The organism is Aeromonas bivalvium (assembly GCF_000819765.1).
Taxonomy (GTDB): Bacteria; Pseudomonadota; Gammaproteobacteria; order Enterobacterales; family Aeromonadaceae; genus Aeromonas; species Aeromonas bivalvium.
Genome location: NZ_CDBT01000014.1, coordinates 13,577 through 34,158 on the forward strand (window position 1 = coordinate 13,577; position 20,582 = coordinate 34,158).

Annotated in this window: 16 protein-coding genes and 1 tRNA gene; 9 read left to right on the forward strand and 8 right to left on the reverse strand. The window is 61.1% G+C overall.

The genetic code is table 11. The features are described from left to right. The first annotated feature begins 323 nt into the window (after positions 1-323). The 3 genes from BN1119_RS05090 (at position 324) to BN1119_RS05100 (ending at position 2,526) form a co-directional block, all read left to right on the forward strand. A tRNA-Pro gene (locus BN1119_RS05090) sits at positions 324-400 on the forward strand. Between the two features lie 221 nt (positions 401-621). Continuing rightward, positions 622-1,071 carry a CC0125/CC1285 family lipoprotein gene (locus BN1119_RS05095; RefSeq protein ID WP_041994921.1) on the forward strand — a complete coding sequence of 150 codons (450 nt, stop codon included), beginning with the start codon at positions 622-624 and terminating at the stop codon, positions 1,069-1,071. Between the two features lie 195 nt (positions 1,072-1,266). Further along, a complete protein-coding gene (locus tag BN1119_RS05100; protein WP_041994923.1) occupies positions 1,267-2,526 on the forward strand; it encodes a dicarboxylate/amino acid:cation symporter in 1,260 nt (419 codons plus the stop codon). Positions 2,527-2,609: 83 nt separating this feature from the next. Here the strand turns inward: BN1119_RS05100 and BN1119_RS05105 are convergent, their stop codons facing one another. Continuing rightward, complete coding sequence (locus BN1119_RS05105; protein ID WP_041994925.1) at positions 2,610-3,050, reverse strand: methyltransferase family protein; 441 nt, start codon at positions 3,048-3,050, stop codon at positions 2,610-2,612. 186 nt (positions 3,051-3,236) lie between these two features. Here BN1119_RS05105 and alr point away from each other — a divergent pair, with 186 nt between their 5' ends. Continuing rightward, positions 3,237-4,463, forward strand: coding sequence for an alanine racemase (gene alr / locus BN1119_RS05110; protein WP_041994927.1), 1,227 nt, complete (start codon positions 3,237-3,239; stop codon positions 4,461-4,463). Between the two features lie 187 nt (positions 4,464-4,650). On the opposite strand, the gene BN1119_RS05115 is transcribed toward alr, so the two are convergent. The 7 genes from BN1119_RS05115 to BN1119_RS05145 form a co-directional block, all read right to left on the reverse strand. Beyond that, positions 4,651-5,595 (reverse strand): TerC family protein, encoded by a 945-nt coding sequence (locus BN1119_RS05115; protein ID WP_041994929.1) that lies wholly within the window; start codon positions 5,593-5,595, stop codon positions 4,651-4,653. Between the two features lie 291 nt (positions 5,596-5,886). Beyond that, positions 5,887-6,882: a murein tripeptide/oligopeptide ABC transporter ATP binding protein OppF gene (gene oppF / locus BN1119_RS05120; RefSeq protein WP_041994931.1), complete on the reverse strand. Its 996-nt coding sequence runs from the start codon at positions 6,880-6,882 to the stop codon at positions 5,887-5,889. Continuing rightward, a complete protein-coding gene (oppD, locus tag BN1119_RS05125) occupies positions 6,883-7,863 on the reverse strand; it encodes an ABC transporter ATP-binding protein (protein WP_041994933.1) in 981 nt (326 codons plus the stop codon). Between the two features lie 131 nt (positions 7,864-7,994). Further along, positions 7,995-8,906 carry an oligopeptide ABC transporter permease OppC gene (gene oppC, locus BN1119_RS05130; protein WP_041994935.1) on the reverse strand — a complete coding sequence of 304 codons (912 nt, stop codon included), beginning with the start codon at positions 8,904-8,906 and terminating at the stop codon, positions 7,995-7,997. 14 nt (positions 8,907-8,920) lie between these two features. Next, the gene (gene oppB / locus BN1119_RS05135; protein ID WP_041994937.1) at positions 8,921-9,841 is read right to left on the reverse strand and encodes an oligopeptide ABC transporter permease OppB; all 921 of its coding nucleotides are present in this window, start codon (positions 9,839-9,841) and stop codon (positions 8,921-8,923) included. Between the two features lie 96 nt (positions 9,842-9,937). Then, the gene (locus BN1119_RS05140; protein ID WP_084205300.1) at positions 9,938-11,557 is read right to left on the reverse strand and encodes an ABC transporter substrate-binding protein; all 1,620 of its coding nucleotides are present in this window, start codon (positions 11,555-11,557) and stop codon (positions 9,938-9,940) included. Between the two features lie 281 nt (positions 11,558-11,838). Continuing rightward, positions 11,839-12,474 (reverse strand): YchE family NAAT transporter, encoded by a 636-nt coding sequence (locus tag BN1119_RS05145; RefSeq protein WP_041994941.1) that lies wholly within the window; start codon positions 12,472-12,474, stop codon positions 11,839-11,841. A 265-nt stretch (positions 12,475-12,739) separates the two neighbouring features. On the opposite strand from BN1119_RS05145, the gene BN1119_RS05150 reads away from it, so the two are divergent. The 5 genes from BN1119_RS05150 to btsR all read left to right on the forward strand — a co-directional run bounded on the left by BN1119_RS05150 (position 12,740) and on the right by btsR (position 20,455). Further along, positions 12,740-13,369, forward strand: a complete 630-nt coding sequence (locus BN1119_RS05150) for a 2OG-Fe dioxygenase family protein (RefSeq protein WP_041994943.1) — start codon at positions 12,740-12,742, stop codon at positions 13,367-13,369. A 295-nt stretch (positions 13,370-13,664) separates the two neighbouring features. Beyond that, positions 13,665-16,331 carry a bifunctional acetaldehyde-CoA/alcohol dehydrogenase gene (gene adhE / locus BN1119_RS05155; RefSeq protein ID WP_041994945.1) on the forward strand — a complete coding sequence of 889 codons (2,667 nt, stop codon included), beginning with the start codon at positions 13,665-13,667 and terminating at the stop codon, positions 16,329-16,331. Between the two features lie 110 nt (positions 16,332-16,441). Then, complete coding sequence (locus BN1119_RS05160) at positions 16,442-17,674, forward strand: HD-GYP domain-containing protein (RefSeq protein ID WP_041994947.1); 1,233 nt, start codon at positions 16,442-16,444, stop codon at positions 17,672-17,674. Positions 17,675-18,027: 353 nt separating this feature from the next. After that, entirely contained in the window at positions 18,028-19,698 is a 1,671-nt protein-coding gene (locus BN1119_RS05165; RefSeq protein ID WP_041994949.1) for a sensor histidine kinase, read from the forward strand. A gap of 52 nt (positions 19,699-19,750) precedes the next feature. Continuing rightward, the gene (gene btsR, locus BN1119_RS05170; RefSeq protein WP_041994952.1) at positions 19,751-20,455 is read left to right on the forward strand and encodes a two-component system response regulator BtsR; all 705 of its coding nucleotides are present in this window, start codon (positions 19,751-19,753) and stop codon (positions 20,453-20,455) included. The last annotated feature ends 127 nt before the right edge of the window (positions 20,456-20,582 follow it).

Consider the following 20,582-nt stretch of genomic DNA (forward strand, 5'->3'; position numbering starts at 1 on the left):
CCGCAGCCAGAGCGCCATGATTGAGATGACCCTGGTCAATGGCCAGATCGCCTGGCAGAACGGTTAGGTCACCGATCAGGTATTGGGCAAGCGACTGACCTTCAACCGCTGATCCCGTCATCGCGGATACCAGACGGCCACCCACAGGGTGGTCGTTTTTTTGGCCGCAAGGCCCGAAAAATAGCGCCAATACGGGCAATTGCTCGCACTTTGATCCGAAGTTGCCCACAAAGCAGGCAAACGATCTCACGGTGTGATTTCCCCTGTTGACAGGATAGGGGCATCTCCATAAACTCAGCCCCCGTCAGCCAAGCTGACGCAGTCGGCGTGTAGCGCAGCCAGGTAGCGCACTGTCATGGGGTGTCAGGGGTCGGAGGTTCGAATCCTCTCACGCCGACCATCATTCCCCGAGAAAAGGCCCAGTCAGTGACTGGGCCTTTTCTTTATCCATATTCCTGCCTCGTCGGTGCGGGCCTGCACCAGGCCAGCCTGGCGGCGGCCCTCCGCCCGCCCATTCCCGGGTCATCCCCACGCCAGCCCGGTTGACCGTCAGACCCTGACTTGCCCATGGCCCTTCCCTGTGTTTTGATCGGCCTATCTCACCGCCCCGAGGCCAGATCCATGTTCACCAGACTCCTGCTGCTGCTCTGCGCCCTGCTGCTGGCGGGCTGCGCCACCCCCTATGACAGCAAACCCTCCCTCTGGGGCGGCCAGACCGGTTTTTCCCAGAGCCAGATAGGCCCGGATCGCTGGCAGATAGAGTTTGTCGGCAACGATCTGGTGAGCCGGGAGACGGCGCGCAAGTATGTGCTCAAGCGCGCCGGGGAGCTGGCCCTGGCCCAGGGTTATGGCTGGGTCGAGGTGATGAGTCTGGATATAGTGCGCGATGCGGTGCGCGCCACCCCCCGTCGCCCCCAATTCGGGTTCGACCGCTATGAGCCCGACACCTTCATGGAGCAACTTCACGTGGAGCACCGCATCTCTGCCCTGCTGATCCTGCGCCTCGCCCATCGCCAGCAGGGGGACGAGGCACTGTTAGCCGCCTATCTCGCCAGGATCGCGACCGACTAGCATAAATCACTGCCATATTAATAAATGGCATATCGAATACACCTAAGACCAGCGATAAAAGTGTGATCCAGCGCTAGATTTCACCGCGCCCTTTGGGCATGCTGCGCCCATGGCTCGCCTACGTGGCGATCCGGCCCGGCTGTCGTGGCACGCGCCACCCCATCCCGACTCCTTGTGCTGCGCGGATCTCTCCCCATGAAACTGAACAAGCTGACTCTCGCCATCCTGACTGCCATGCTGCTTGGCATCGCCACCGGTCAGGGCTACCGCCTCTTTGCCCCGGATCAGGCCCCTGCCTTCGCAGGCAACATCACCCTGCTCACCGACATCTTCCTGCGTCTCATCAAGATGATCATCGCCCCCCTGGTGTTCACTACCCTGGTGGTCGGCATCGCCAAGATGGGCGACACCCGCACCGTGGGCCGGATCGGCGCCAAGACCCTGGGCTGGTTCATGCTCGCCTCCCTGATGTCCCTCTCCCTTGGGCTGCTCATGGTTACCCTGATGCAGCCGGGCAGCGGTCTCTCCCTGCCCCTGCCTCCCGAGTCCGCCAGCAGCGGCCTCGCCACCACCAGCCTGGGCCTGCGCGACTTCATCGCCCACGCCATCCCGAAAAGCGTGGTCGAGGCCATGGCCAACAACGAGATCCTGCAGATAGTGGTGTTCTCCCTCTTCTTCGGGCTGGCCGCCGCTGCCCTGGGGGATGCCGCCAAACCGGTGGTGATGCTGCTGGCAAGCAGTGCCGAGATCATGCTCAAAGTCACCGGCTACGTGATGAACTTCGCCCCCTTCGCCGTGTTCGCGGCCATCGCGGCCATGGTCGCCAGGGAGGGGCTCGCCATCCTGGCCACCTATGGCAGTTTCATGGCCCAGTTCTACCTGGCCCTCGGTTGCCTCTGGCTGCTGCTGATCGCCATGGGCAGCCTCTTCATCCGCCGCCGCACCCCGGCCCTGCTGGCCCTGATCCGCGAGCCCGTGCTGCTCGCCTTCTCCACCGCCAGCTCAGAGGCGGCCTATCCCAAGACCCTGCAACGCCTGGCGCAGTTTGGTTGCCCCAAGCGCATCGCCAGCTTCGTGCTGCCCATGGGCTACTCCTTCAACCTGGATGGCTCCATGATGTACTGCACCTTCGCGGTCATCTTCATCGCCCAGGCCTATGGCATAGATCTCTCCTTCGCACAGCAGATCACCATGCTGCTGCTGCTCATGGTCACCTCCAAGGGGATGGCCGGGGTGCCGCGCGCCTCCCTGGTGGTGATCGCCGCCACCCTCAACCAGTTCCATATCCCGGAGGCCGGTGTCTTGCTGCTGCTCGGCATAGACCACTTCCTCGACATGGGCCGCTCCGCCACCAATGTGCTGGGCAACGCCATCGCCGCCTGTGTGGTGGCCAGGACCGAAGAGAGCCTGGGTGACAGCGCGCCGCTGGGCGAGGTGGATACCGCCAAGGCGTGAGCCCGATATCCTCCAGACAGAAGACACCAACAGAGCGGCCCGCATCAGCGGGCCGTGTTATTGTCTGCGAGTGAGTGGCAGCCTCAGCACCAGCGGCGCACCCGCCTGCAGTAGTCCAGATATGGCTCGCCAAAGCGCGCCCGCAGAGCCCGCTCCTCGGGCACGATTTGAAAGCGGGTGAGCCAGCCCCACAGCAGCAGGGGTCCGATCCAGACCCAGGCTCCCCCGAGATAACAGGCCAGCGCCATCATCCAGCAGAGCAGCCCCAGGTACATGGGATTGCGACTGAGCCCATAGAGCCCTGTGGTCACCAGGGCCGTGGCCTGCTCCGGGCGCATCGGGCTGACGCTGGTGCCATGGCGACGAAAGCGCAGCAGAGCGCCAAACCCGAACACGCAGCCGAGCAGCGTCAGCAACAGGGCCGCCACCGGCCACCCTTCCCCGCCGCCGCTCCCCAGCACCATCCCCAGTGCCACCACGCCAGACAGCAGCACGGGCGGCACGCGACACTCCAACGATCTCATCTCTCATCTCCCAAGATGACGTGCCACAAAGGGCACCATACGGTACACTCCCATTCGGGTCGAGTTACCCACTAACTAGATATAAATCAATAAGAAGGCATCGATGGCCAGGCCACTGATGCCAGGAACGGATCTCGGGGGAACCCGTTGTTCTCCCAGCCTTGCCTCAACATAACAGGACACCCCATGAATCAGAAAACCCTGCTCGCTACCCTGATCTTTGGCCTGCTGGCCGGTCAGGCCACTGCCGCTCCCTACCTGCCCCAGGCCAGCGACCTGCGCAGTGGCGAGGTACAGACCGCCGCCAACGCCTGGCTGGAGGTAGATCTGGGTGCGTTTGAGCACAACCTCCAGACCCTCAAGACCCGCCTCGGCGACAAGGGCCCGCAGATCTGCGCCATCATGAAGGCGGACGCCTATGGTCACGGCATCGATCTGCTGGTCCCCTCCGTGGTCAAGGCGGGCATCCCCTGCATCGGCATCGCCAGCAATGAAGAGGCCCGCGTGGCCCGCGAGAAGGGCTTCACCGGCCGCCTGATGCGGGTGCGCGCCGCCACCCCGGATGAAGTCGAGCAGGCCCTGCCCTACCGGCTGGAAGAGCTGGTGGGCAGCCTGGTGAGCGCCCAGGGGATCTCCGACATCGCAGTGCGTCACAACACCCGGATCCCGGTGCACATCGGCCTCAACTCCGCCGGCATGAGCCGCAACGGCATCGACCTGAGAGCCGAGGACGCCAAGGGCGAGGCCCTCTCCATGCTGGCCCTCAAGGGGATCACCCCGGTCGGCATCATGACCCACTTCCCGGTGGAGGAGAAAGAGGACGTCAAGCTGGGGCTGGCCCAGTTCAAGCTGGACACCCAGTGGCTCATCGAGGCAGGCAAGCTGGATCGCAACAAGTTGACCATTCACGCCGCCAACTCCTTCGCCACCCTGGAAGTGCCGGAAGCCTACTTTGACATGGTGCGCCCGGGCGGCATCATCTATGGCGATACCATCCCCTCCTACACCGAATACAAGAAGGTGATGGCGTTCAAGACCCAGGTCGCCTCGGTGAACCACTACCCGGCGGGCAACACAGTCGGTTATGACCGCACCTTCACTCTCAAGCGCGATTCCCTGCTCGCCAACCTGCCCCTGGGGTACTCCGACGGCTATCGCCGGGCGCTGAGCAACAAGGCCTATGTGCTGATCCAGGGCCAGAAGGCACCCGTGGTGGGCAAGACCTCCATGAACACCGTCATGGTGGACGTGACCGACATCAAGGGGGTCAAGCCCGGTGACGAGGTGGTGCTGTTCGGTCGCCAGGGAGAGGCCGAGGTGAAGCAATCTGATCTGGAAGAGTACAACGGCGCCCTGCTGGCGGACATGTACACCATCTGGGGCTACACCAATCCCAAGAAGATCAAGCACTAAACAAATTTCTGCGATGAAAAAGGGCTCCCGAGGGAGCCCTTGTTGTCTGTGTCTACACCGTCTTCTGGTCGATCACCTTCTTGCGGGTCACCCAGAGGCTGAGCCCCATGGAGCTGACCAGGGTCAGCACCACCACGCCGAGGGTGATATACCGCACGGGATCTTGCGCCAATCCAGCCAAACGACCTTACGCCAGCTTCTTGCGGGTCACCCAGAGGCTGAGTCCCATGGAGCTGACCAGGATCAGGGCCACCACGCCAAGAGCGATGCCGGTCGGTATCTTGAAGATATCCAGCAGCAGCATCTTGACCCCGATGAACATCAGGATGCAGGCCAGGCCGTATTTGAGCAGGGCGAAACGCTCGGCGACACCGGCCAGCAGGAAGTACATGGCGCGCAACCCCATGATGGCGAAGATGTTGGAGGTCAGCACGATGAAGGGATCCGTGGTCACCGCGAAGATGGCCGGGATGCTGTCCACCGCGAAGATGAGATCGCTCACCTCCACCAGCACCAGGATGAGCAGCAAGGGGGTGGCGTAGCGCACCCCGTCACGCCAGACGAAGAACTTCTCCCCTTCCAGGGTCTCGGTCACCTTGAAACGGCGCCGCATCCAGCCCAGCAGGGCGTTGTTCTCCAGATCCGGCTCCTGGTCCGCCGCCCACAGCATCTTGGCGCCGGTCAGCAGCAGGAAGGCGCCGAACAGGTAGAGGATCCAGTGGAACTGCTCGATGAGCCAGCTGCCCGCGAACACCATGCCGGCCCGCATCACGATGGCCCCCAGCACCCCGTACAGCAGCACCCGGCGCTGCAGCTCGGCCGGGATGGCAAAGTAGCCAAACAGCATCAGCCAGACGAAGACGTTGTCCACCGCCAGCGCCTTCTCGATGAGGTAACCCGAGAGAAACTCCAACCCCTTCTGGTTGGCCATCTCCCGCCCCAGGTGCAGGTCGGCCCAGTACCAGATGGCCAGATTGAACAGCAGGGCCACGCTGACCCAGACGAGGGACCAGGCCCCCGCCTCCTTGAGGGAGACCTTGTGGGATCGGCCGCCCCCCACGAACCGCAAATCGACCCAGAGCAGGGTCAACACCAGGGCGAAAAACCCCAACCACATCCACCATTCACCCATGTTCAGCTCTCCTTGAAACGACAAAACCCACGACCGGGAGGCGTGGGTTTGCGTTTGGAGCAGCATCGCCTTGCCTCTCGGCAAGGTCTCACTTACAGCCGATTGGCATCGACTGCCCGGGTGCCGGGTGGCTTGCTGCGCAAACACACCGTAATGACGACAGACCGGCGAGAAGTTACTCCCCTTGTGGGGCGGATGGTAACAGCCTCGAACGGCGGCGCCAAGGCGCATCTTCACTCAGGCGCAAAAAAGAGGGGCGCCCGACGGGCGCCCCCTGGCAGAGCCCTGGCCTTAGAGCGGATCCACTTTCAGGCAGGAGACGGCGTGATCGAAGTTGCCCTCGAGCACGGGTCGGGTCTTGGCACATTCGGGGCCCGCCACCGGGCAGCGGGTGCGAAACACGCAGCCGGACGGCGGATTCATGGGGGACGGCAGATCCCCCTCCAGGATCTGGATGACCTTGCTACGCTCGAGATCCGGATCCGGGATGGGCACCGCCGACATCAGGGCCCGGGTGTAGGGATGCAGGGGATTGGCGTAGATCTCCTTGCCCTTGCCAAGCTCCACCGCATTGCCCAGATACATCACCAGCACCCGATCCGAGATGTGCTTGACCACAGACAGGTCGTGGGCGATGAAGATGAGCGACAGCCCCATCTCCTTCTGGATGGACTTGAGCAGGTTGACCACCTGGGCCTGGATGGAGACATCCAGCGCCGAGACCGGCTCGTCGCAGATGATCATCTTGGGCTCGAGGATCAGCGCCCTGGCGATGCCGATACGCTGGCACTGACCGCCCGAGAATTCGTGGGGATAGCGGTTCACCAGGTTGGGCAAGAGGCCCACCTTGGTCATCATGGCCCGCACCCGGTTCTCCACCTCCGCCTTGGGGAGCCTGGGGTAGAAGGTGATGAGGGGCTCGGCGATGATGTCGCCTATGGTCATGCGCGGATTCAAGGAGGCCAGCGGGTCCTGGAAGATCATCTGGATCTCCTTGCGCTTTTCGCGCAGGGCGTTCTGCTCGAGCTTGGTCAGATCCTGGCCCAGCCACACCACCTTGCCGTCGGTGGCCGGCACCAGGCCTATCAGGGCCCGGGCGAAGGTGGACTTGCCGCAGCCGGACTCCCCCACCACGCCGAGGGTCTCCCCCTCGTACAGGCGCAGGGTTACCCCGTCCACCGCCTTGAGGGTGGAGGGCTTGGCCCAGGGCCAGGCCTTGTCGCTCTTGATGCTGAAGTGGACCTTGAGGTCGGACACTTCCAGCAGCAGTTTCTTGTCGGTACCCATTTAGTTCACTCCCTTGACCATGGCATCAGACACCCAGTGGCACGCACGGGTGCGGCCGTCGTTGAAGGGCAGCAGGCGCGGCGACTCCTGGCCACAGCGCTCGTGCGCGCGGTGGCAGCGCTCCTGGAAGGGGCAGCCTTTGGGCAGACGCAGCAGGTTGGGCGGGTTGCCCGGTATGGTGGGCAATATCTCCCCCTCGGTATCGAGACGGGGAATGGCCCGCAGCAAGCCTTCGGTATAGGGGTGGCTCGGGCGATAGAAGATGTCGTTCACCCGGCCGTACTCCATGGTGCGCCCGGCGTACATCACCAGCACCTTGTCGCAGATACCGGCCACCACGCCCAGATCATGGGTGATCATGATGATGGAGGTATTGAACTCACGCTTGAGCTCGTTCATCAGGGTCATGATCTGGGCCTGCACCGTCACGTCCAGTGCCGTGGTCGGCTCGTCGGCGATGAGCAGCTGGGGCCGGCACAGCAGTGCCATGGCGATCATCACCCGCTGGCGCATGCCGCCGGAGAACTCGTGGGGGTACATGTTCATGCGCTGGCGCGACTCTGGGATCTTCACCGCGTCCAGCATGCGCACCGACTCCTCGAACGCCGCCGCCTTGGTCACCCCCTTGTGCAGCATCAGCACTTCCATCAGCTGATCCTTCACCTTCATGTAGGGGTTGAGCGAGGTCATGGGGTCCTGGAAGATCATGGCGATCTTCTCGGAGCGGATCTTGTTGAGCTTGGCTTCGGGGAGATTGAGTATCTCCTCCCCCTGAAACCTGGCCGAGCCGGTGATGATGCCGTTCTTGGCCAGCAGCCCCATGATGGCAAACGCGGTCTGGGACTTGCCCGAACCGGACTCGCCGACGATGCCGAGGGTCTCGCCTGCCGCCAGGGAGAAGTTGAGGTCGTTCACGGCCACCACGTTGCCGTCCGGGGTCTTGAACTCGACCCGCAGATCTTTTACATCCAGTAGATTCATCTAAAAATTCCTTATCGATCGCTCGTGATGCTTGCCTGACCAGTCCGCTGGCGCCGCGCGCTCAGCGGATGGGTCTTGTGGCGCCCTGGGGTCTTGTCGGGCCCTTGGCGCCTTACCGATCCTTTGCCGTCTTATCGATCCTTTGGATCGAGGGCATCACGCAGACCGTCCCCGAGGAAGTTGAAGCAAAACAGGGTCACGACCATGAAACCGGCGGGGAAGAGGAGTTGCCAGATGGCCACCTCCATCGACTTGGAGCCTTCATCCAGCAGGGCCCCCCAGCTGGTCATGGGCTCTTGTACCCCCAGGCCCAGGAAGCTCAGGAAGGATTCGAACATGATCATCCCGGGCACCAGCAGGGTGGCGTAGACCGCCACGATGCCCAGCACGTTGGGCACGATATGACGGGTGATGATCTTCCACTTGGAGACACCGCACACATGGGCCGCCTCGATGAACTCCTTGCTCTTGAGGCTCAGGGTCTGGCCGCGGACGATCCGCGCCATGTCGAGCCAGCTCACCGCGCCGATGGCGATGAAGATGAGCGCCAGATTGCGACCGAAGAAGGTCACCAGCATGATGACGAAGAACATGAAGGGGAAGGCGTTGAGGATCTCCAGCACCCGCATCATCAGGCTGTCGACCCGGCCACCGATGAAGCCGGAGGCGGCGCCGTACAGGGTACCGATGATGACGGCCACCAGGGCCCCCATGATGCCGACCATCAGCGAGATGCGCCCGCCCAGCAGGGTTCGCACGAACAGGTCGCGCCCCAGGCTGTCGGTACCGAACCAGTGGCCCGTCTCCATGTCAGGGGCTGCCTGCATGGCGCCCCAGTCCGGATCGTCGAAGGTGTATTGAGAGAGATGGGGCCCGACGATCACCGCCAGCCCTATGAAGGTGAGAATGATGAGACTCACCAGTGCGGCCCTGTTGCGCAGGAAACGGCGGCGGGCATCCTTCCACAGGGAACGCCCCTCCACCACTTCCACTTGCTGGGCGAACGCCTCGACGGCTTCGCGTTTCTCAGTTGTGACAACCATGATGTACTCCCGGCTTAGTAACGGATCTTGGGATCGATGAAGGCATAGAGAATATCGACCACGGCGTTAAAGGTGATGGTCAAGGCACCGACCAGAATGGTCAGGCCGAGCACCATGGAGTAATCACGGTTCAGCGCTCCGTTGACAAACAGCTGGCCAATCCCCGGCAGGCCGAAGATGGTCTCGATCACCACGGAACCTGTGATGATGCCGACAAAGGCCGGGCCCAGATAGGAGACCACCGGCAGCATGGCCGGGCGCAGGGCGTGCTTGAGGATGATGTGGCGCAGGGGCAGGCCCTTGGCACGGGCGGTGCGGATGAAGTTGGAGTTCATGGTCTCTATCATGCTGCCACGCATGATGCGGGAGATGGCGGAGATGTAGTACATCATCATGCCGAACACCGGCAGCACCATGAACTGCACCCCGCCCCCCTGCCAGCCACCGGCCGGGAACCAGCCCAGATAGATGCTGAAGAAGAGCACCAGCAAGGGCGCCAGCACGAAGCCGGGTATCACCACCCCGGCCATGGCCGACGACATCAGCAGATAGTCGATGAGGGTGTTCTGTTTCAAGGCCGCTATGGTGCCGAAGGTGACCCCCAGCAGGACCGCAAACAGGAAGGCGAAGGCCCCTATCTTGGCGGAGACCGGCAGGGCCTGGCTCACCAGATCATTGACCGAGAAATCCTTGTATTTGAACGAAGGCCCCAAGTCACCTTGAACCAGGTTGCCCAGGTAGGTGAGGTATTGGGTGCCGATGGGTTTGTCCAGGCCGTACTTGGCCTCTATGTTCGCCAGCACTTCCGGCGGCAATGCCCGTTCGCTGGTAAAGGGGTTACCGGGGGCGAAGCGCATCATGAAGAAGGAGACGGTGATCAGGACCAGCAGGGTCGGGATCGCTTCCAACAGACGTTTGAGGATGAATTTCAACATAGACATTTCCTGTCCTGTACTGCTTCCAAAGGGTCGCGGTTTTAATTTAGGCCCGCGCCGTGGCGGGCCTGCTTGTTATGCGACTTGTTTCTTTACTCAGTGAGCAACGACATACATGTCTTTGCTGTAGAGGTTGTCGAGCGGGTTGGCCGGGTAGCCGCCCACGTAGGGCTTGACCATGCGGGCCGTCACGTACTGATAGATGGGGGCGATGGGCATGTCCTTGGCCAGGATATCTTCGGCCTGGGCATAGAGCTTGTTGCGGGACGCATCGTCGACCTGATCCCGCGACTCGTCCATCAGCTTGTCGAACGTCGGGTTGGAGTATTTGCCGTCGTTGTTGCCGTGGGTGGTCTGCATCAGATCCAGCATGGAAGAGGCTTCGTTGTAATCCGCAATCCAGCCGCGGCGGGCCACATCGAACTGCCCTTGCTTGAGGGTCTCAAGGTAGGTCTTCCACTCCTGGTTCACCAGGCTCACCTGCACGCCGAGTTTCTTCCACATGGAGGCGACGGCCACGGCCACCTTCTTGTGGTTGTCGTCGGTGTTGTAGAGCAGCTCGAACTTGAGCGGGTTGCCCGGGCCATAACCGGCCTCGGCCAGCAGGGCCTTGGCCTTGGCATCAAGCTCGGCCTGGCTCAGCTTGGACCACTCGGGCGCCACCGGTTTGAAGCCGTCCACGAAGTCAGGCACCAGGGCATAGCTCGGAGTCTGGCCCTGCCCCATCACCTTGTCGGCGATCACGTTGCGATCGATGGCGTAGGTGAGGGCGGTACGCACCCGGGCGTCGTCATAGGGTTTGCGCTTGGTGTTGAAGGTGTAGTAGTAGGTGCCCACATAACCGGTCACCTTCAGCTCATCGGGCTTCTCTTTCTTCATCTGCTTGAAGCGTTCGATGGGCATCTGATAGGTCATGTCCACTTCACCGGCCAGATAGCGGTTCAGCTCGGCGTTGGTGGACTGGATCGGCAGATAGGTCACCTTGTTGATGACGGTCTTGGCGTTGTTCCAGTAGTGGGGGTTGCGCTCCACATCGACCCGCTCGTTGACCACCCAGTCTTTCAGCTGGTAGGCACCGTTGGAGACCATGTTGCCGGGCTGGGTCCACTTGTCACCAAACTGCTCGATCACCTTCTTCGGAACCGGATAGGTGGTGGTGTGGGAGAGCATGCTGACGAAGTAAGGGATCGCTTTTTCCAGCTGCACCTCGAAGGTGTGATCATCGACCGCCTTCACCCCCAGGGTGTCGGCCGGCTTCTTGCCCGCGATGATCTCGCTGGCGTTGACTATGGTCGGGATCTCCATGTACCAGGAGTAGGGAGAACCCGTCTTGGGATCCACCGCCCGCTGGAAGGCGAAGACGAAGTCATGGGCGGTGACGGGATCCCCGTTGGACCACTTGGCATCCTTGCGCAGGTGGAACACGAAGTGTTTGTTGTCCTTGGTCTCCCAGGATTCGGCGACGCCGGGCAGCACTTCACCCTTGGGGCCCGAGCTGACCAGGCCTTCGAACAGGTCACGTTGAATATTGGATTCGACCGTTCCTTCGGTCTTGTGCGGGTCCAGGGTGGCGGGCTCGGAGCCATTGCCTTTGACCAGGACCTGCTCGGGGGCAAGCTTGGTACCGGCGGGAACATCGGCGGCGTGGGCCTGAGAGGCTCCGCCGAATAGCGCGGCCAACAAAAGGGTATTAATCATTGTTTTTTTATGAGTCATTTCCATTACTCCAACAAGAACATTCCATGCGTTCGTTCGTAATGCGAGCCGAGGCACGCAGTCAGCATAATTCCCTGTCATTTCTGATAATGCAATAGATAGCTTCAGGGCAGACGCGCGAGTTTGGTCAAATAAACAACTTTCAGCGAATTATTCAGCATTTAAATAGGCTATAACGGTGCTTTTATATACAAAAGCCGCTCGATTCTAGGAAATGGTTCCAGAAAAAGAAACAACAAAAAGCCGGTCACAGGGACCGGCTACGACAAAACAGACTCACCTCACATCAAACTGGGAAAGACCCCCTTGATCCCCGCCACCATGATCTCGATGCCAAGGGACATCATGATGAGGCCCATGATCCGGGTCACCACGTTGATGCCGGTATTGCCCATCAGCTTGAACAGCAAGGGGGCCGCTCGGAAGATGAGCCAGGAGCAGAAAGAGAAGACCACCACCACCAGGGACATGCCGAGCAGCTGCTGCCAGTGGCTCTGGCTGGCATAGACGATGACCGAGGAGATGGCCCCTGGCCCCGCCATCAGCGGCAGTGCCAGGGGCACCACGGCAATGGATTCACGGGCAGCCAGCTCCCCCTTCTCCTGCTTGTTGTGTTTCACCTCCCCCAGCTTGCCCTGCAGCATGGACCAGGCGATCAGGGTGATGAGCGAGCCCCCTGCGATGCGGAACGACGCGAGCGAGATGCCGAAACCGTCGAGGATCAGCTGCCCCATGTACATGGCCACCAGCAAGATCACCATGACGGCGATATTGGCCGTGGTATTGGTCTTCATTCGCTCGGACGGAGTCTGGTGATTGGTCAGGCTGACGAAGACCGGCAGCAGACCAAGGGGGTTGATGATGGCGATAAGACCAATGAAGAACTTCAGATACAGCGAGAAATCGATGTCAGCCACGGATGTCATCCACACAGGAGCGGCCACAAGGCCGGGGTAATAAATTGTGCGTAAATTTACCCCATTGCGAGTAGGGTCACCAATCAAATAATTTCAGGCTGAAGCGGGCTCTCCAGTTAGTTCCTCTAATGTGTTATCAAATTTCGACACGATCGTTTGTTAAAAAACATTGTGGTGAATTAACATTTTGATAAACTCCTTTCGAGCTTTATCTCGCCATGGATCCTGGCGGCAATATTTCATCTCATGAAAAGAGGAGTTTGCAATGATAGATACGGACATCACGCTGGATTGGCAACTCGATACCCTGCCGGCGGAGCAGGTTGCCACCCTGACGCGGTTTTTCGGACAGCTCCCGGTCGATCCCTATATCGACGGCGATTTTCGACGCCGCCGCTATGGCCGCTTCGAGAAACAGGGCCAGGGCTTTCACCGCCTCGACAATGGCGTCTTCTTCCAGGCCGCCGCCATCAACAAGTTCCTCGGAGATGTGCCGCGCACCTATGCCGATCTGGTGCCCGCCTTCGCCGAGCATGACGCCTTCCAGGCCATGCTGGCCGCCTTCGTGCGCCACACCGCCCTGGCGGATGGCCGCGAGATAGGGGTACACCAGATGCGGATCTGCGCCGCCTCCGGCAGCGAGACCCCACCCGCCCCCGAGGGGGTGCATCAGGACGGCTTCGACTTCATCGGCGTCTTCTTCTGTGGCAGCCAGGGGGTCAGTGGCGGAGAACTTCAGCTCTATCATGGATTAAGGCAACCACCTTTTTTCCAACAAGCATTAACAACCGGCGAGTATCTGGTGCTCGACGATCGCCGTTTCTACCATAATGCGGCCCCCATCCTGCCTACCGAACAACAGGGACACTGGGATGTCGTCGTTTTAACTGCTTGATTTTAATGGCGTGAATGACCTTCACGCCCCCTTTTCTCCCGACATGCCCCCTTCCCACAAGCCCGTAACATGCTCAAAACATGTATTGTGAAATAAAATTTCTTTTGTTCTTTTGTTACACATGATCCAGATCAAGCTTCGTCGGCGGGAGACGACCCATAATCGATACCGAAAGCAGTTCAGTAAGACGTGTAAATACCCCATAGGGGTCAAGTCGAACTTGACACGGCGACTATAATTGCCGGGCATTGCTAAGGTCTTACTAAACAGTTTTCAAAATCATCAGGAGATAAACATGGCAGTAACCAATTTGGCTGAACTGGATGCACTGGTCGCCCGCGTCAAGGAAGCCCAGCGTGAATTCGCCAGCTTCTCGCAAGAACAGGTAGACAAGATCTTCCGCGCCGCCGCCCTGGCCGCCAGCAATGCCCGTATCCCCCTGGCCCAGATGGCCGTGGAAGAGTCCGGTATGGGCATCATCGAAGACAAGGTCATCAAGAACCACTTCGCCTCCGAATACATCTACAACAAGTACAAAGAAGAGAAGACCTGCGGCATCCTCAGTGAAGATGACGAGATGGGTACCATCACCATCGCCGAGCCGGTAGGCATCATCTGCGGTATCGTACCGACCACCAACCCGACCTCCACTGCGATCTTCAAGTCCTTGATCTCCCTGAAGACCCGCAACGCCATCATCTTCTCCCCGCACCCCCGTGCCAAGAACTCCACCAATACCGCTGCCAAGCTGGTTCTGGATGCAGCCATTGCCGCCGGTGCGCCGAAAGACATCATCGGCTGGATCGATCAACCGACCGTTGAACTGTCCAACGCCCTGATGAAGCACAACGACATCAACCTGATCCTGGCCACCGGTGGCCCGGGCATGGTGAAAGCCGCCTACTCCTCCGGCAAGCCCGCCATCGGTGTGGGTGCCGGCAACGTTCCCGTCGTCATCGACGAAACCGCCGATGTGAAGCGCGCCGTCGCCTCCATCCTGATGTCCAAGACCTTCGACAACGGCGTGGTCTGTGCCTCCGAGCAGGCCGTCATCGTGGTCGATTCCATCTATGACCAGGTGAAAGAGCGTTTCGCGACCCACAACGGTTACGTGCTGACCAAGGAAGAAGCCGACAAGGTGCGCAAGGTCATCCTGATCAACGGTGCCATGAACGCCAACATAGTGGGCCAGCCTGCCACCAAGATCGCCGAAATGTCCGGCGTGACCGTGCCCCCCACCACCAAGATCCTCATAGGTGAAGGTCTGGAAGTGTGTGAAGAGGAAGAGTTCGCTCACGAGAAGCTCTCCCCGACCTTAGGGATGTTCCGTGCCAAGAACTTCGAAGAAGCCGTCGAGATGGCCTGCACCATGGTCAACCTGGGTGGTATCGGCCACACCTCCGGTCTGTATACCGACCAGGATCGCAACGCCGACCGCATCAAGTACTTCGGCGACAAGATGAAGACCGCCCGTATCCTGATCAACACCCCGACCACCCAGGGTGGTATCGGTGACCTGTACAACTTCGCCATCGCCCCGTCCCTGACCCTGGGTTGCGGCTCCTGGGGTGGTAACTCCATCTCCGAAAACGTGGGTCCCAAGCACCTGATCAACAAGAAGACAGTCGCAAAACGGGCAGAAAATATGCTGTGGCACAAACTTCCTAAATCCATCTACTTCCGTCGTGGCTCCCTGCCAATCGCCCTGGGCGACCTGGAAGGCAAGAAGCGCGCCCTGGTGGTCACCGACCGCTTCCTGTTCAACAACGGCTACGCCGACGAAGTGGTTCGCCTGCTCAAGGGCCTGTCGATGGAAGTGGAAGTCTTCTACGAAGTCGAAGCCGACCCGACCCTGTCCGTGGTGCGCAAAGGCGCCGAGATGGCCAACTCCTTCAAGCCGGACGTCATCGTCGCCCTGGGTGGTGGTTCCCCCATGGATGCCGCCAAGATCATGTGGGTCATGTACGAGCACCCGGACACCGCGTTCGAAGATCTCGCCATGCGCTTCATGGACATCCGCAAGCGTATCTACAAGTTCCCGAAAATGGGCGTCAAGGCCGAACTGGTCTGTATCACCACCACATCCGGTACCGGTTCTGAAGTGACCCCGTTTGCGGTCGTGACCGACGACGCCACCGGCATGAAGTACCCGCTGGCCGACTACGAGCTGACCCCGAACATGGCCATCGTCGATGCCAACCTGGTGATGGGCATGCCCAAGTCCCTGTGCGCCTTCGGCGGTATCGATGCCGTGACCCACGCCATGGAAGCCTATGTCTCCGTGCTGGCCAACGAGTACTCCGACGGTCAGGCGCTGCAAGCCCTGAAACTGCTCAAAGAGTACCTGCCCTCCAGCTATCAGAACGGTGCCAACGACCCGGTTGCCCGCGAGAAGGTGCACAACGCCGCCACCATCGCCGGCATCGCGTTCGCCAACGCCTTCCTGGGTGTGTGTCACTCCATGGCCCACAAGCTGGGTGCCGAGTTCCACATCCCGCACGGTCTGGCCAACGCCCTGCTGATCAGCAACGTCATCCGCTACAACGCGAACGACAACCCGACCAAGCAGACCGCGTTCTCCCAGTACGACCGTCCGCAGGCTCGCCGCCGTTACGCCGAAGTGGCCGACCATCTGGGTCTGACCGCCGCCGGTGACCGTACCGCCGCCAAGATAGAAAAGCTGCTGGTATGGCTGGACGAGCTGAAGGCCACCCTGGGGATCCCGGCCTCCATTCGCGAGGCGGGCGTGACCGAAGCCGACTTCCTGGCCAAGGTGGACCAGCTGGCCATCGAAGCTTTCGATGACCAGTGCACCGGCGCCAACCCGCGCTACCCGCTGATCAGCGAGCTCAAAGCCATCCTGATGGACACCTACTACGGCCGTCCCTTCAGCGAGGAGGCCCAGGTGGTCGCCAAGGTCGAGACCAAGGTTGAAGGTGGCAAGAAGAAAGCCAAGGCCTGATAAGCCGCCGCAGTGACCCGAAAGCCCGCGCCCATGCGCGGGCTTTTTGTTTGTCTATCTCTCTAATTTTGCTAGCTTGTGGGTAGGGTTTTGGCGAGGGAGTGTGTCATATGGCGCTGGTAGAGGCATCCATAGAGCAGCTGCGGGTGGGTCACTATGTGCATCTGCCCGTGGGCTGGCAGCAGCACCCTTTTCTGTTCAATGCCTTCAAGATCAAGGATCAGCAGCAGCTCGACATCATCCGTCACCTGGATCTGGCCCTGCTCACCGTGGACACCGACAAGAGCGATCTGCCCCTGGCCCCCCTGCTGCACGGTGAGCCCCCTGTGGTCGCGGCGCCGGACGCCCCTCCCCCCGAGCCCCTCACCGCTGACACCGGCTTTGACGAGAAACACTGGCGTCGCTCCCTGCGGGCGGCCGAGAAGGCCTATGGCCAATCGATGTCGGATCTGCGCGAGGCGCTTGGCGCCCTCAACCTGAAACCGGACGAGGGGCTGGCCAACACGGCCCAGCTGGTGCGTACCCTGGCCGCCCGCCTGGCACAGCACGAGGGTCCCCTCGGCCTGCACCTCATTCGCACGCCCCACAGCGACATACTGCTGCAACACAGCCTCAACGTCGCCTTCATCGCCATGCTGATGGCCCGCGAGCTGGAGATGAGCCCCCTGGCGGTCGAGGAGGTCGGCCTGGCCGGCCTCATTCACGATATCGGCGAGCTGAGGATCCCCTCCCAGATAAGCCAGAAGCGAGGCGAACTGACCCGGGCCGAGCAGAACTACCTCAACATGCACCCCCAGTACGGGCTGGAGATGCTCAATCAGCTGCAGGCATTCGAGCCCAGGATCCGCCAGGTGGCCCACCTGCATCACGAGCGACTCGACGGCAGCGGTTTTCCGCTCGGGATCAAGGGGGGAGAGATACCGCCCCTGGTGCGACTCATCGGTCTGGTGGACTACTTCGACGAGCTGCTGCACCCCAGGGGAGCGAGCCAGCCGGTCACCCCCAATCAGGCCATCAGCCTGCTCTACAAGCTTTCCCAGAAGAAGTTCGAACAATCCATGGTCAAGCTGCTCATCAAGCTGCTCGGCGTCTATCCCCCGGGCACCCTGGTGCAGCTCTCGGACGGCGCCCTGGCCCTGGTGATCAGCACGGAGCCGACCCGCCCCCTCAGTCCCAAGATCCTCCCTTTTATCAAGGGCCAGCGAGCCGAGGGGGTCAGTCTCATCGATCTGCGCGAAGATGGGCGCACCATCACCGCCTCCCTCAAGCCGGAGGAGCTTGACGAGGCCCAACGCCACTTCTTCAATCTGGGGCGACGTTGCTGTTATTACTTTGCATTCTGAGTTATCCCCAGAAGCTGGGGATAACTCATTGGACAAACCTGAATAATTGCTCGAGCCCCTCCAGAATCGTCCGCCATTGGAGCTGGATAAAAAACGCCCAGCCAGAGGCCGGGCGGAGCATGCCACCTCCGTGTGGCGCGCCCGATGGACGCATTCATGCTCACCATCTGAATATCAATTGTTTCTCGTTTATACAAATATCAATTTAACGCACTGATTTTATATGTTTTTATTTTCACGCTCTGGCAAAATGCGCCCCAGCATCACAGTGGCACCACCACAGAACAAGATCCGGATCACAGTTATCGCACGATGGTAACCAGTTGGCTCTCTCACCATGGGGAACACTTTTCATGCAATTGATCCTCTCTCTGCTGCAACAGATGAGCGTCTTTCTGGTCATCGCCTACCTCTTCTCCAAGACACCGCTGTTTCGGCCCCTGACCCACTTCTCGGTGCGCCTGCCCCACAAGGTACTCATCTATGTGCTCTTTTCCGGTTTCTGCATCCTGGGCACCTATGTGGGGCTGGACATAGACGATGCCATCGCCAACACCCGGGCGGTGGGCGCCGTGCTCGGCGGTCTGCTGGGGGGCCCGTTGGTCGGCCTGCTGGTCGGTCTGACCGGCGGCCTGCACCGCTACAGCCTGGGGGGCTTTACCGATCTCGCCTGCGCCATCTCCACCACCTGCGAGGGGCTGCTGGGGGGACTGGTCCACTGGCGCCTGATGCGGGCCGGGCGGATGGATGCCCTGTTCGAGCCCAGAACCGCCTTCTTCGTCACCCTGGTGGCCGAGGCGATGCAGATGGCCATCATACTGCTGGTGGCAGCCCCCTTCGACAAGGCGCTGCTGCTGGTGCGCACCATCGCCACCCCCATGATCCTGGCCAACTCCTGCGGAGCGGCGCTTTTCATCAGCATGATCCGCGATCAGCAACAGATGTATGAGAAGTTCTCCCGGGTCTTCTCGGCCAAGGCCCTCACCATCGCCAACCGCACCGTCGGCATCATGAGCCGGGGTTTCACCAGCGATGCCAGCGAGAAAATCGCCCACATCATCAAGGAGGAGACCGGGGTCGGCGCCGTGGCCATCACGGATACCCGCCAGATCCTGGCCTTCATCGGCACAGGGGAAGATCACCACAAGCCCGGCACCCCCATCACCTCCCGTCTCACCCAGCAGGCCATCAGCGAGAACCGGGTGCTGTTTGCCGATGGCAACAGCCAGCCTTATCGTTGCAGCATCTCCCCCCAGTGCGAGCTCGGCTCGGTACTGGTGATCCCCCTGCAGGGAGACATGGGGGTGATAGGCACCATCAAGCTCTACGAGCCCAAGACCCGGCTGTTTCTCAAGATCAACCACACCCTGGGCGAGGGGATCGCCAACCTGCTCTCCCAGCAGCTGCTCAGCGGCCGGATAGAGCAGCAGCAGCGGCTGCTGATGCAGTCCGAACTCAAGCTGGTGCAGGCCCAGATCAACCCCCATTTCCTGTTCAACACCCTCAATACCATCAGCGCCATCACCCGCAGCAACCCGGACAAGGCCCGGGAGCTGCTGCTGCACCTGTCGCGCTTCTTTCGCAACAACCTCAAGCGCCAGAGCGGGCTCGCCACCCTGCAGGAGGAGCAGGAGCACTGCCAGTCCTATCTGGAGATAGAGCTGGCCCGCTTTGGCGACCGCCTGACCGTCATCAACGAGATCCCGCCCCATCTGGCCCAGCTGCGCCTGCCAAGCTTCACCCTGCAGCCCCTCATCGAGAACGCCATCAAGCACGGCATCTCCACCCTGCTCGGCGAGGGACGGCTGCGGCTGCTCGCCCAGGAGCATGAGGGGTGCGTGACCATCAGCGTCGAGGACAACGCCGGCTGCTGGCAACCGGGGGCAAACGGCGACGGGCTCGGCATCTCCATCGTCGACAAGCGGCTAAAGAGCGCCTTTGGCCCCCAATATGGCATCAACATTCGCTGCGAGCCCGACCACTGGACCCGGGTCTCCTTCACCCTGCCCAAGGAGAGCACATGACCCCTTTCCCCCAGCCCAGAGACGGGCACGCCCCTTGCGCCAGGGAGGCGGCATGATCCGTACCCTGATCGTCGACGATGAACCCTATGCCCGGGACGAACTGGCCCTGCTGCTCGGCCAGGATCCCGCCATCGAGATCCTGGGGCAGGCGGCCAATGCCCTGGAGGCACTCACCCTCATCAATGCCCTGAAACCGGATGTGGTGTTCCTCGACATCCAGATGCCCAAGCTCAGCGGCATGGAGCTGGTGGCCATGCTCGACCCCCTGCCCCGCATCGTGTTTGTCACGGCGTTTGATGACTACGCCGTCCAGGCCTTCGAGGAAAACGCCTTCGACTATCTGCTCAAGCCGGTGGAGCCTGCCCGCCTCGCCAAGACGCTGGCGCGCCTCAAACAGGACATGCGCCCCCAGCCCGTGGCCACCCTGGCGCCACCCATTCGCCACATTCCCGGCTACCTGCACAACCGGGTGCGGCTGCTGCCCATCGACCAGGTGGAGTACGCCTTCTCGGATCTCGGCGGCGTGCACGTGGCCTGCCAGGGGGAACTGCTCCACACCCAGCTCACCCTCAAGGCCCTGGAGGAGAAGAGCCCGCTGCTGCGCTGCCATCGCCAATACCTGATCCACCCCGCCGCCATCTTCGAGATAGCCCTGCTCGACAACCAGCTGGCCGAGATAGTCACCCCCAGCGGGGCCCGCGTACCGGTCAGTCGCCGCTACCTCAAGGAGCTCAAGGACAAGTTCGGCCTCAATTGAGCGTTATATCAAGCCGGTACAGTGAGCGGGATCACACACGCCCGCCGCTCGGGTCGCCACATGACCGCTCAGGCTTTTTCACATGCGCTTTACACACCCGCCCCCTAGACTCCCGCTGCACACCACA

Excerpts from the sequence above, each read along its gene's own strand:
- BN1119_RS05095 (WP_041994921.1), top strand. The coding sequence starts at position 622 with ATGTTCACCAGACTCCTGCTGCTGCTCTGCGCCCTGCTGCTGGCGGGC.
- BN1119_RS05100 (WP_041994923.1), top strand. The coding sequence starts at position 1,267 with ATGAAACTGAACAAGCTGACTCTCGCCATCCTGACTGCCATGCTGCTT.
- BN1119_RS05105 (WP_041994925.1), bottom strand. The coding sequence starts at position 3,050 with ATGAGATCGTTGGAGTGTCGCGTGCCGCCCGTGCTGCTGTCTGGCGTG.
- alr (WP_041994927.1), top strand. The coding sequence starts at position 3,237 with ATGAATCAGAAAACCCTGCTCGCTACCCTGATCTTTGGCCTGCTGGCC.
- BN1119_RS05115 (WP_041994929.1), bottom strand. The coding sequence starts at position 5,595 with ATGGGTGAATGGTGGATGTGGTTGGGGTTTTTCGCCCTGGTGTTGACC.
- oppF (WP_041994931.1), bottom strand. The coding sequence starts at position 6,882 with ATGGGTACCGACAAGAAACTGCTGCTGGAAGTGTCCGACCTCAAGGTC.
- oppD (WP_041994933.1), bottom strand. The coding sequence starts at position 7,863 with ATGAATCTACTGGATGTAAAAGATCTGCGGGTCGAGTTCAAGACCCCG.
- oppC (WP_041994935.1), bottom strand. The coding sequence starts at position 8,906 with ATGGTTGTCACAACTGAGAAACGCGAAGCCGTCGAGGCGTTCGCCCAG.
- oppB (WP_041994937.1), bottom strand. The coding sequence starts at position 9,841 with ATGTTGAAATTCATCCTCAAACGTCTGTTGGAAGCGATCCCGACCCTG.
- BN1119_RS05140 (WP_084205300.1), bottom strand. The coding sequence starts at position 11,557 with ATGACTCATAAAAAAACAATGATTAATACCCTTTTGTTGGCCGCGCTA.
- BN1119_RS05150 (WP_041994943.1), top strand. The coding sequence starts at position 12,740 with ATGATAGATACGGACATCACGCTGGATTGGCAACTCGATACCCTGCCG.
- adhE (WP_041994945.1), top strand. The coding sequence starts at position 13,665 with ATGGCAGTAACCAATTTGGCTGAACTGGATGCACTGGTCGCCCGCGTC.
- BN1119_RS05160 (WP_041994947.1), top strand. The coding sequence starts at position 16,442 with ATGGCGCTGGTAGAGGCATCCATAGAGCAGCTGCGGGTGGGTCACTAT.
- BN1119_RS05165 (WP_041994949.1), top strand. The coding sequence starts at position 18,028 with ATGCAATTGATCCTCTCTCTGCTGCAACAGATGAGCGTCTTTCTGGTC.
- btsR (WP_041994952.1), top strand. The coding sequence starts at position 19,751 with ATGATCCGTACCCTGATCGTCGACGATGAACCCTATGCCCGGGACGAA.